Origin of the sequence: Archangium violaceum Cb vi76, assembly GCF_000733295.1 — a bacterium.
In the GTDB taxonomy this organism is placed as follows: domain Bacteria; phylum Myxococcota; class Myxococcia; order Myxococcales; family Myxococcaceae; genus Archangium; species Archangium violaceum.
This window is the reverse complement of record NZ_JPMI01000078.1, coordinates 22,492-33,123: the sequence shown is the minus strand read 5'-3', so window position 1 is coordinate 33,123 and position 10,632 is coordinate 22,492. Positions and strand designations below refer to the sequence as shown.

The window sequence follows — 10,632 nt, the reverse complement described above, 5'->3', positions numbered from 1 at the left end:
GCGTGTGAACGATCGTCAGCTTTTGCATGGTGCTGCGCTGGCAGAACTCATTGACGAAGGAGGTCTGATAGCACTCCAGCGAATCTCGGACGTGCACGACTATGCCTACGAGGTCGAGAAGGGCGCCCGTAAGCTAGGGGTCCTCTTCAAATATTCCACTGCAACCAAGTCACCCTGGCGATTCGGGTTCTCTTCACTAGAAGAGTTGGCATTGAAGGAAATGGAGCAGCGCTTCCACAGAGGCGCTACGTTTGTAGCCTTTATTTGTGGGCGTGACGGCGTATGCTGTGTCTCCCTAGCAGGTCTAGCAGACGTGTTAGGCGTCGGTACATGGGCAGGACTGGCCATGTCGATATCTCGTCCTCGGGACAGTGGTTATCGTGTGCGGGGGCCCGGAAAGGCACTGTTGAGGAAGGTGATCCCGAAGAGCGCGTGGCCGCGAGTTCTTTGGGACGATCAGGCGATGTGTTCTCTTGAGATTGTGAGTGATGATCATGAGTGATGTGAATCGCAAAAAAACTGCAATAGCGGAATCTGGAGACTGTTTCGACGAATACCTCCAGTTGGTGGAAGAAAAGATGGGCAAGCAGGCTGCGGACCAAACGCGACGCACGGCCCTCGACGTAGTGAAAAACTGCGTGACATCCTACATCAACGCCTTTGGCTCAAACGACGTGGGTGCATCTGGTACAGGCCGGGTCTCTGTTCCTAAATCGACTCGACGGAACACCGAGCCCCCAAACGTTACCGGCCTCTTGTATGGCAAGGTACAGAGTGGCAAGACGAACACCTCGATGGCATCCGTAGCGCTATCACTTGAGAATGGCTTTCGCTGCTTCGTCGTCTTGACGTCAGACAATACCCTGCTCGGCACTTTGATCGCGGACGACTTCATCGAGCAACTCACGCAGGGTCCGACCGTCTATCGATGGAGCGATTGGCATGCGGACCCAAAGGGGTTCGGCCGAAGCCTCCGTGACGACGATCGCCTAGCAGACACTGGTGTAGTCTTTGTTACCACCAAAAACACCCGCCATCTCAAGAATCTGCAGACCGTCCTCAAGGAGGCAGGTGCCAAAAATTTCCCGGCCATCATTTTGGATGACGAGGCAGACAATGCCAGCTTGGACACCAACAAAGCCGCCCGCGCTCGAGGGAACGATGTCGACCCGGGTGCGACATTCTCCCAGATTGGGGAACTCCGAGAGGAACTGTCGAACCATATATACCTCCAGGTCACAGCGACTCCGCAAAGCCTGTTTCTCCAAACGCTCGACGATCCCTGCAGGCCTCGCTTCTGTGTCCTATCGACCCCAGGAGAGGGGTATGTCGGCGGGCGCGAGTTCTTCGCCAACGAATCGAAGATTCAGCGCGAGGTAGATCCCAGCGAGTTCGACGAACTTCGTTCAGGCCAAGTGCCAGTCGGAAAAGGTCCAGTTGCGCCGCGGGGGTTGCGTGACGCACTAGCTGCATTCCTTCTAGGTTGCGCTCAAAAGAAAATCGAAGACACCAAGCTCTCGCGGTTTTCGTTCCTCGCGCACGTCGACATAAAGAAGGTGAATCATGAGCAGTTGCGGAGCGTGATCGACAAGTACATCAGGTGGCTCGATCAATCACTCCGGGGCAAGCTGTCGAAGAGCGCTCAAAATGAGGCAGAGGCAGAACTGCTGCGTGCATATGCCGACCTGAACAAAACCGCAAAGCACCTGAAGCCACTCGACCAGTTGCAGACATATGTAGAGCGTATGCTCCGCAATCTTCGAGCGGAGATCATCAACTCGGACACGGGAGGGCAAGAAGTCCGCTACCGCGCGGGGCCAAACATCTTCGTCGGAGGCAACCGACTGAGCCGCGGGGTTCGAATTGACAACCTGATGGTCACCTACTATGGGCGTGATGCGAAAACGAAGCTAATGGACACCGTCCACCAGCACGCCCGAATGTTCGGCTACCGGAAGAAACTCCTCGATGTCACGCGAGTCTACTCAACCAGACCGATTCTCGATTCCTTCAAGTTGATCCATGAGGCAGATGAAGCCATGCGTGAGATGGTCGAGCAATATCCATCTAACTTGGCGATCAAGCCCGTCTGGATTGGGCCCAAGCTACGACCGACTCGGGCGAATGTTCTCAATCCATTCGAACTAGGAGTCATGGTGCCGGGACGTGCGATCTATCCTTGGTGCCCCAAATTCGAAGCCGATGAGATCAAGCCCCTTACAAAGGAATTGGACACGCTCCTTGAGGATTATGAAGAGGGCATTTACCATGAAGTGCCGGTCAACTTCATAGCTGAGCTTTTGAAGTTTATGCCAAGCGAGGAGCGGGACGGTTGGATCTGGAACGATGAGCGTGTCCAAGAGATCCTCCGACAAATGCAGGGTCCTTCGCTTCGTATCACCAAAGCACGGATTCACATCTCAAGCCGGAATGGCCGGGGCTTTCAGATCAACCGCAAAGAGGGCGGTCCAACGGACACCGCAGAGGGCTCTCAACTCAATCAAGCGAAGCAGAACTACGGGACGGTTCCAACTCTCTTCCTACGTAAGCAGGAAGGCAGTTCGAAACAACGTTGGGACGACTGCCCATTCTACGCCCCCACCCTGCTACTGCCCGACGGGAAGTTCGTATTCATGTTCAGCAACGTGTAGCGCATGTTGGAGTACTTCCGGGATGAGCACTGAATTTGCTCATCCCTGACAAGACACAACGCGAGCAGGACACAATGCGAATTCTTTAATTGATTCACATATGAGAAAGCCCCTGGTTGCTTATAGCGGAATCGCACCAGGGGTTTCTGAGTGTCCATAAGATTAGTGCAGGCTCAATAGTTCAAAACCAGCTCAACCCATTCTGCGCGGCTCGGCTCGCTTTTTCTCGATATATTGAAGAATGCGCAAAGCGGCACCTTGCGCATCCTCATGCTCCCAAACACGGATGGCACTCCAACCTGCCGTCCTCAGTGCTTGATCTGTAGCTTCGTCTCGAGCCTTGTTTGCTTCGATCTTCGCACGCCAGAAGTCCGCGTTGGCTTTAGGCCAAGTCGCATGCAAGGGGCATCCGTGCCAGAAGCACCCATCGATGAAGACCGCAACCCGCTCGGACGGAAACACCACGTCGGCCTTGCGTCGCTGTCCGACAACAGGGCGGTTCACGCGAAATCGCAGTCCCAGGCGGTGGAGAGCGGACCTAACCGCCAACTCGGCAGCAGTGTCCTTTGATCGTTGCGCCTTCATCCGCTGCTCGGCGGCCTGCGATGAAGGTGGCGGAACACCCTTGCGCCGCGTGGTCTTCATGCTCGATTCGCTCGAAAGTTGTCCTCAGCCAGATGGATGAGTCGCTCGGCAAGCACTTTGACTCTGGCGTGTATCTCTTCCGGCTCTCCACTCGCGTCGAAGCGCAAGACATGGATTTCAACTCCGGCCGGGCCAATCAAATAAGTTGTTTCTTCAGCATCCGCATAAAGGAGAACCCCACGCCGAAGGCCCAGTGCCACGCAGTACGCGAGCATCTGGTAGAGGTCCGGATTCTCCCCCTGCTTGGTGGTCTTGTACTTCACGTCGAGGACCAACTTCGCGCGATTTCGCTGGGCCCACCAAACCACATCAGGCGTCAGCTTGACTCGCTGCCGCACATCCATGAAGACGCCATCCGGGTGATATTCCCACTCACCGCCCGCTCGGAGCATTGCTTCGCTGAGGACAGTGACGACGAATTTCTCGAACAGGTCCTCCATGTTGACGAGCAGACCGATCGCTTCGAGTCGCCCATCGCGCAGTTCCAACGAGGAGTTCTCCAAAATGAGCTCAGCTAAGCTCAGCGCTGGAGCAAAGGGGGCATAGCGGCGATCGGTCCGTAATTGAGGCAGCCGGCCAACGTATTGAACCCGTGAGACGCCATCGAACAAGGTGGAGAGCCGCCGCAGGGTCTGCGCCATCTCCGGGAGATCCGACTCCAAGCGGGCAAGGCGCGAAGCAGCGGCCAAGAGGCGGCGGTTCGGCTCGGTATTCACCGTCAATTCATCGAATTCGCACGAAACGGGAGGAAACGTCCCGAACCGACGTAACCACAGTGCGTTGATGTCCGGCCTGCCCCGCAGGAAGACCAGGTCCTCACAACGCCGCTCGTAACCGCGAACCACTCCAGACCGCAGCCCCCTTTCGAGCGCCTGGCAGTAGAGAGCCTGCATCAATTCCACCAAGCCCGTTGCAGCGCCGAGGGCCCCCGACTTCTCCAAGAGGCGCCCTATTCCATGGGTATAGCTGAGCAGGTACAGGACTCGGCCGAGCGACAGCTTCGGCTCGATGAGCACGCGCAGCCCAGGGCCCGCCAAAGCACCGACGTACTGAGCCGTTTCGATGTCGAACAACCCCGGCTTCTCCGTCGCCAGGATCCGCAGACCCGCGCCCACCCCTCGCAACGCCTGCACCTCTTGCGGTGACAAAGGGATGAGCGGGTGGGTGGTGCGTTCGCGAAGATGCAGAAGTCGTGGCGACACGGCGGCTTCCTCTATGCGCCCGTGCCCCGGACTTCCTCGATGAGGCGCTCCAGGGCAAAGTCCGCGACACGCCGTGGTTCACCGAAGAAAAGGTCTTCGAGAGTCGGCAGGATGGCGTACTTCCAGATGCGCGCGAGAACCTCCTCGTTCAGGTCCTTACGCATGAAGTGACTGGGCCCGATAGCAAGGTTCCGATCCCCGAGCTTCTCGTTGGCACGGTCGAGGAGTCTGGCGACCCACTCCATGGCCGGTACGTTCTTCTCCAGGTAGCGCCGCAACAGGTCGCGCACAGGTGGCTCACCGGGGAACAACGGCACGAAGAAGAAGCGCCGCCGGAGAGCCTGGTCGAGGAGCACGATGGAGCGGTCCGCCGTGTTCATTGCCCCGATGATGAAGAAGTTCGGTGGCAACCTGAACTGCTCGTCCGGGGAGTACATGAGCGAGACGGACTCGTCGCGGTATTCCAGGAGGAAGTACAGCTCGCCAAAGACCTTGGGCAGGTTGCCCCGATTCATCTCATCCAGGACAAGGACGACCGGCTGGTCCTCGGCTTCCTCGGCGAGTTCGACCAGTCGGCGCAATGGGCCACTCTGCTTCTGCAGAGCAAGCCCACTCCCGGATGGAACGGGCCGGTAGCCCTCGAAGAACTCCTCGTACCCGTAACTGGGGTGGAACTGCACGAACGCGCGCCGCGCCTCGTTCGGTTGCAGCTTCTCGGCCAACTTGCGCGCGATGAACGTCTTACCCGTGCCGGGCGGGCCGTAGAACACGATGGCCTTCTTGTCCCGCAGGCTCCAGCGGACATCGTCGACCCACTCGCGATCCGCACCGATGATGCCAGCGAGTTCGGCTACCTCCGCATCCGAGAGAACATCCTCAGGAGACCTGAGAACCGGCAACTCCGGTGGAGCCTCGCCAGCCTCGACGGGGGATGGGCGCTCCACCTTGACCAGAGGGAAGGCTTGCTTGAACGGCCCCGCGAAGTGACCGTCCTCTGCCTCGACCAGAGCCTTGATGGAAGGAGCACCGTTGTCCGGCTTCACGCACACCACCAGCGACTCGAGGAGGCGTGCTCCGGAAGGGGCCACGATGGCTTTCGCCCCTTTGATGATCCGAGCTGCGTCATCCTCTTCCCGAGTGACTGCGACACCGAGGTGCCAGTAGCCATCGGGAGGCGCGGTCTGCTGGAAACGGACCCCGAGGTTCTTGGTGGCCCCGCTCACAGTCGTCACATAAGTGTGCTCGGGAGTCGCCCCGAGAAGTTCCGCAATCCACTTGCGGAACCGGTCGTACTTCGTCGTGCTGGTAGAGCTCGGGTTGACCCCGGCAAGGCACGCGTTGAGTTCTTCAAGTACCTGCTGCGGCTGAACCGGTTTCAATGTTCGAGAGTCGCGCGTCCCGGAGCATGCGGTGCAGATGCGCCTCCACCGAATCCAGGAAGCCCTCCTGGAACCGCAGGCTACTGCTCCTCGCACGCTTCAAGAAACCCTCAGTTGCCCGAGCAGAGAGAGCAGCAGGTGGATTCCGCAGGAACCGCCGCAGTCCAAGATACGGACTACGCACCGGCCATTCGGAAACCCTCGCCTGGAAAACCCCCTTGCCCATCGACCATGCCGCACGGGGCCACTTCTCGCCCTTGGCTAGCGGCTCATCCTCGCGTGCATCGTAGTTGCCAGGCTCTCGGAGGCAGTGCCCGACCCACTCAGCGACCGGGACACTGACTGCATTGCCGACCAGCTTCCACCGAGGGTTGTTCTTCCGCTTGAGATCCTCCACGGCCGGAGCCGTCCAGTCCTCGGGGAAGCCCTGGAGCCGTTCAGCATCCCTGATGTGGGGAGTCACGATATTGCCATCGGGCAGCCAGATGGCCGGGGGTGAAGGAATGCCAAGAGTCGAGCCACCTTTCAGGGTGGGGATCGCGTCCACGGCCCAGCCCAGCCCCTTCAAGCCCTCCGTCCAATAGAACCCACAAGGTACGCCCGTCGCCTCTCGAGCAGGCGGCTCACCCTTTTCAGCAGCGAGCAGCACGTTGCGAGGGTCCTCCTTACGCGAGGCAAGCAGCAAGACCCGTTGCCGCCTCTGCGGAAGGCCAAAGGCACGGGAGTCAACGACCCGGTACGCCCAGCGAAACCCCATCCCCTCCAAGGACTCGGTCAGGTAGTGCATGGCTCTGCCCTGATCGAGCGAGAGCATGAACGGTACGTTCTCCAGTAGGAGCCAGCGAGGTTTCGAGCTTCGCAAAAGCCGGAAGACCTCGCTCACAAGCCCAGAGTTCGCCCCCTGGATTCCAGCCGTACGGCCAGCCTGACTCAGGTCCTGGCACGGGAAACCTCCAGCGACGAGATCCACCTTGGGCAGCGAACGAAGATCACGCACATCGCGTTCCAGAGAAGTGCTCGGATAGTGATGGCGAAGAACCCGGCATGCGGCCTCGTCGATCTCGCAGAACATCTCCGTGCGGTGACCCGCCATGTGCAGACCGCGCTCAAGCCCTCCGATACCCGCAAAGAGACCCGCTACCGTGAGCCGGTCGCCAGTAAGCGGCAACTCCAGGTCAGTCGACAGACCCCTGTCTCTCTTCGTCGCTCGCTTCATCGTCACGACTCCATCTTCGCTCACGCCCAGCCCCACTCAAGAAACGAGAAGATACCCATCAGGTCATTCCAATCAGCGCGGAGCACATTACCTGATAGGTTATGAGAGGCAACCCCTTTGGTGCCGATGACGCTCGGCAAGGTCGCCTTTTAAGCATGAAGTGAGCATCGGGCCAGTCCAACATGCTCAGCCTGTTGGAGGCAGGCTAGGCGAGCGCTGTCAGGCGCCCAGAACGGCAGCGCGGCGAGCCAGGATCCGCAGAGCCCGACCCGCCGCGCCATTGACGGCCCGCTCACGGGCCACGCGTCACTTCCTCATGCCCTCAGCGGCCTCAGACTCCGCGAGCACTCCCAGTAGGTGTACTCGCACGTGTCCGTCGAGGAATCGCACGGCACCCGCATCACCGTGATGAGCTCACACGGGTGCTTCGGCTCGTCGCTCACCGGGCTCGCCGGCACCTCGACCGGCGAGAGCGGCTCGGCGCCGTGGCTCTTGAAAGGCTGGCTCGCCTGCCTCGACACACCTCCTTGAGGCTGCTCCTCGTTCGTCTGCTGCGTCGGAACCTCCGGCATGCACACCACCGGCAGAACCGACGCCGTCCCCAACACCGCCCCCAGCACGCACAGCTTCGTTCGCATGAAACCCCCTTGCCGGCTGACACCCTCCTTCACGCCCATGGCGCGTCGGTTCCGGTTCAGCGGCAAGGACGCAAACTACTCGCCGGGTCTGACATACACTCCGGCATCCAGCGTGGTGGACCCCCTCTCTCGCCGGGGTCCACCCCACCTCTCATCTCCTGTATTTCCAGGTACTTACGAACCACTCTCGCCAGGGCGGGATCATACCGGCCCACTCCTGCGGTCATGTCATCGTTGGTTGCCCGACGATGCCCGCCTCAGAGGATGCCGGCGATGCAGGGGAAGGCCTCGCCGGTGACGACGCCCGACATCAGCCCGCTGCTGTCACTCACCTTGAGGGAAATCCTCCCCAGATCGTAGGGGGGATCCCAGTTGTGATACGGGCAGGTGATGCTCGTCGTGGAGCTCGAGCTCGGGTACCAGGACGAGTAGTAGGACGGCTCGTTGTAGGGCTGGGCGTAGACCTGCCAGTGGTAGGTGTACGGACCGCCCGAGCCTCCGCTCCCCGTGCCCTGACAATTCAGGATGTGGGTGTTGACGGGGCGCGAGCAGGAGATGGACGCCGTCGGGCAGGACTGGGAGAAGCTCGTGGTCACCGTCTTGGTGCCGGACGTCGGGCACCTGTCGATCGTCCCTGTGCTGTTGATGGTGATGGGGTAGGCCTTCGCCTGGAAGCTGTGCGAGCCACAGTTCACCGGGCTGTAGCTGAAGTTCCAGGTGCCCGAACGGTTGGCATCGCCCTGGATGTCCGAGGAACCCCGCAGCGTGCCGTCGATGTAGTAGTCCACGTGGATGCCGTTGGCGGGATAGGTCACCGTCCAACTCCCGCTGCCGGCCGCCTCCCCTCCCCACGAGCTGAAGCCCCCCAGCGACAGGGCGCTCACGCTCGAACCCGAGCAGATGGCGGACCCCTTCGTCCCCACGTCCTCGGACGGCGCCAGCCCTCCCTCCTCGGGAGCACCACAGGCCACCAGCATCATTCCCGCCAACAGGGCATACGGGGCAGAACGCCTCAGCTCTCGCTTCATCGCGGCACTCCTCGGGGAAGAATCGGTCCTATACTGGAAAACTTCTATAACACGGAAATTAACTTTTCCCAATAACCCGATTATTCCATGAATAGCGGGAGCCGCGAGGTTCACCCCCGGAGCAGCGTGAGCGCGCGCTGGAAGTCCTCGGGCAGTGGCGCCTCGACGCTCACCACACCTCCCGTGGCGGGGCTCGGCAGGGACAGCCGCACCGCGTGCAGCGCATGCCGGCCCATCTCCTTCGCCGCCGGGTGCTTCCGGCTCTCCTCCGGGCCGTACAGCGAGTCGGCGAGCACCGGGTAGCCCGCCTCGGACATCTGCACGCGAATCTGGTGCGTGCGCCCCGTCTCCAGCTTCACCTCCACCAGCGTCGCGCCCTTCAGCCGCTCGCGCACCTCGTACGAGAGCGCCGCCCGCCGCGCCGAGTGCACCTTCGTCGTGAAGAGCCTCGGGTTCCTCGGATCCCTCCCGTACGGGCCCTCGAGCCGATCACGCTCGGGCGTCTCTCCCAGCACGATCGCCCAATAGCGCTTGTCCACCCGCTTCTCCTGGAACGCCCGATCCAGCGCCGCCACGGCCTCGTCCGTGCGCGCCAGCACGAGGCATCCGCTCGTCTCCCGGTCCAACCGGTGCACCACACCGGGTTGTGCGACGCCCTCCACGTCGAAGGGCGGCAGCCTCGCCGCCAGCAGCTCCACCACCGAGGGCACACTCCCCCCCGCCGGCTCCACCACCAGGTCCGCTGGCTTGTTCACGATGACCATCGAGGCGTCATCGTGGAGCACCGGCAGCTCGGGCCCCTCGGCCGAGCGGCTCACCGCGGCGCGTGTGGGGGCTCGCGGCGGGGGACGGCTGAGCTCTATCTCCTCTCCGCCCCACAGCTTGCGCGACATCTGGCACTTCTTCCCGCGGATGAGCACATGGCCCTTCTCGATGAGCGAACGCGCCCGCTCCAACGAGAGCCCGGGCACGTGCGCCGAGAGAAACTTGTCGAGCCGCTCGCCGGCGGCCTCGCGGGGGACGGAGATCTTCTGGGACGGCATGGAGTCCCTTCTACGGCGGGGCCTTCCGGGAAACCACTGGCGAAAGACGGTCCGCCTTCCAGGCATCCTGGGCGACGAATGACGACCGGAGCCTCAACGGCCGTTAGGATGGGGGCATGGCACGCCGCATCGGGCGATGGGCAGTGGCGGTGTCGGGGGTGTTGGCGCTGGTGCTCGCCATCACGCTGCTGCCCGTGGACACGTGGCTGCTGGGGCTCGTCGAGCGCATCCGCGGCATGGGCCTGACGGGCGCGGTGCTCTACGTCGCCGTGTACGCGGTGGCGACCATGCTGATGGTGCCCGCCACCGCGCTGAACCTGGGGGCCGGCTTCGTCTACGGGCCCGTGTACGGCACGCTCCTGGTGGTGGTGGCGAGCAACCTCTCGTCCCTCGCATCCTTCCTGCTCGGGCGCACCGTCCTGCGCGAGCGGGTGGCCCGACGCCTCGCGGGCCAGCCGAGGTTCACCGCCGTGGACACCGCCGTGGCCGCCCGGGGCTTCAGGGTGGTGTTGCTGCTGCGCCTCTCGCCCATCTTCCCGTTCAGCTTTCTCAACTACTCCCTGTCGCTCACCCGCGTGCGTCTGCGCGATTACGCGCCCGCGACCACCCTCGGCCTGCTGCCCGCCACGATGCTCTACGTGTACCTGGGCTCGCTGGTGACGAGCGCCGCCCAGCTCTCCCAGGGAGAACGTCCCGACACCGGCCTCTCCGGGCAGCTCTTCTTCTGGGGTGGACTGGCCGCCACCGCCCTCGCCACCGTGTACATCACCCGGCTCGCCCGCCGGGCCCTCGCCACCACGCTGAACGAGTCCTCGACGTGAATGTCCCGC

10 protein-coding genes are annotated in these 10,632 nt (G+C 61.8%); 3 read left to right on the top strand and 7 right to left on the bottom strand.

Annotated features, from left to right (window positions below):
• On the top strand, positions 1-502 hold a 502-nt coding region (locus Q664_RS60815; RefSeq protein WP_235216672.1), incomplete at its 5' end, for a hypothetical protein.
• A complete protein-coding gene (locus Q664_RS12525) occupies positions 495-2,651 on the top strand; it encodes a Z1 domain-containing protein (protein WP_043394033.1) in 2,157 nt (718 codons plus the stop codon). The genes Q664_RS60815 and Q664_RS12525, both read left to right, overlap by 8 nt.
• 192 nt (positions 2,652-2,843) lie before the next feature.
• Here the strand turns inward: Q664_RS12525 and Q664_RS54740 are convergent, their stop codons facing one another.
• The 7 genes from Q664_RS54740 to Q664_RS12495 all read right to left on the bottom strand — a co-directional run bounded on the left by Q664_RS54740 (position 2,844) and on the right by Q664_RS12495 (position 9,802).
• Positions 2,844-3,296, bottom strand: coding sequence for a very short patch repair endonuclease (locus Q664_RS54740; RefSeq protein ID WP_235216671.1), 453 nt, complete (start codon positions 3,294-3,296; stop codon positions 2,844-2,846).
• Positions 3,293-4,498: an McrC family protein gene (locus Q664_RS12520; RefSeq protein WP_160174395.1), complete on the bottom strand. Its 1,206-nt coding sequence runs from the start codon at positions 4,496-4,498 to the stop codon at positions 3,293-3,295. The genes Q664_RS54740 and Q664_RS12520 overlap by 4 nt, the downstream gene beginning before the upstream one ends.
• An 11-nt stretch (positions 4,499-4,509) precedes the next feature.
• Positions 4,510-5,877, bottom strand: a complete 1,368-nt coding sequence (locus Q664_RS12515; protein WP_160174394.1) for an McrB family protein — start codon at positions 5,875-5,877, stop codon at positions 4,510-4,512.
• The gene (locus Q664_RS12510) at positions 5,846-7,093 is read right to left on the bottom strand and encodes a DNA cytosine methyltransferase (protein ID WP_084609800.1); all 1,248 of its coding nucleotides are present in this window, start codon (positions 7,091-7,093) and stop codon (positions 5,846-5,848) included. Before Q664_RS12510 ends, Q664_RS12515 begins: the two co-directional genes overlap by 32 nt.
• Positions 7,094-7,407: 314 nt before the next feature.
• Positions 7,408-7,731, bottom strand: coding sequence for a hypothetical protein (locus Q664_RS12505; RefSeq protein ID WP_043394026.1), 324 nt, complete (start codon positions 7,729-7,731; stop codon positions 7,408-7,410).
• Positions 7,732-7,988: 257 nt separating this feature from the next.
• Positions 7,989-8,759, bottom strand: a complete 771-nt coding sequence (locus tag Q664_RS12500) for a hypothetical protein (protein WP_152622059.1) — start codon at positions 8,757-8,759, stop codon at positions 7,989-7,991.
• 110 nt (positions 8,760-8,869) lie between these two features.
• Positions 8,870-9,802, bottom strand: a complete 933-nt coding sequence (locus tag Q664_RS12495; protein ID WP_043394013.1) for an RluA family pseudouridine synthase — start codon at positions 9,800-9,802, stop codon at positions 8,870-8,872.
• 116 nt (positions 9,803-9,918) lie between these two features.
• Here Q664_RS12495 and Q664_RS12490 point away from each other — a divergent pair, with 116 nt between their 5' ends.
• Complete coding sequence (locus Q664_RS12490) at positions 9,919-10,623, top strand: TVP38/TMEM64 family protein (protein ID WP_084609798.1); 705 nt, start codon at positions 9,919-9,921, stop codon at positions 10,621-10,623.
• Positions 10,624-10,632 lie beyond the last annotated feature (9 nt).

What these genes read in the sequence shown, in the direction of transcription:
- Q664_RS12500 (WP_152622059.1), bottom strand. Translation starts at nt 8,759, where the DNA reads ATGAAGCGAGAGCTGAGGCGTTCTGCCCCGTATGCCCTGTTGGCGGGA.
- Q664_RS12525 (WP_043394033.1), top strand. Translation starts at nt 495, where the DNA reads ATGAGTGATGTGAATCGCAAAAAAACTGCAATAGCGGAATCTGGAGAC.
- Q664_RS54740 (WP_235216671.1), bottom strand. Translation starts at nt 3,296, where the DNA reads ATGAAGACCACGCGGCGCAAGGGTGTTCCGCCACCTTCATCGCAGGCC.
- Q664_RS12510 (WP_084609800.1), bottom strand. Translation starts at nt 7,093, where the DNA reads ATGAAGCGAGCGACGAAGAGAGACAGGGGTCTGTCGACTGACCTGGAG.
- Q664_RS12505 (WP_043394026.1), bottom strand. Translation starts at nt 7,731, where the DNA reads ATGCGAACGAAGCTGTGCGTGCTGGGGGCGGTGTTGGGGACGGCGTCG.
- Q664_RS12495 (WP_043394013.1), bottom strand. Translation starts at nt 9,802, where the DNA reads ATGCCGTCCCAGAAGATCTCCGTCCCCCGCGAGGCCGCCGGCGAGCGG.
- Q664_RS12490 (WP_084609798.1), top strand. Translation starts at nt 9,919, where the DNA reads ATGGCACGCCGCATCGGGCGATGGGCAGTGGCGGTGTCGGGGGTGTTG.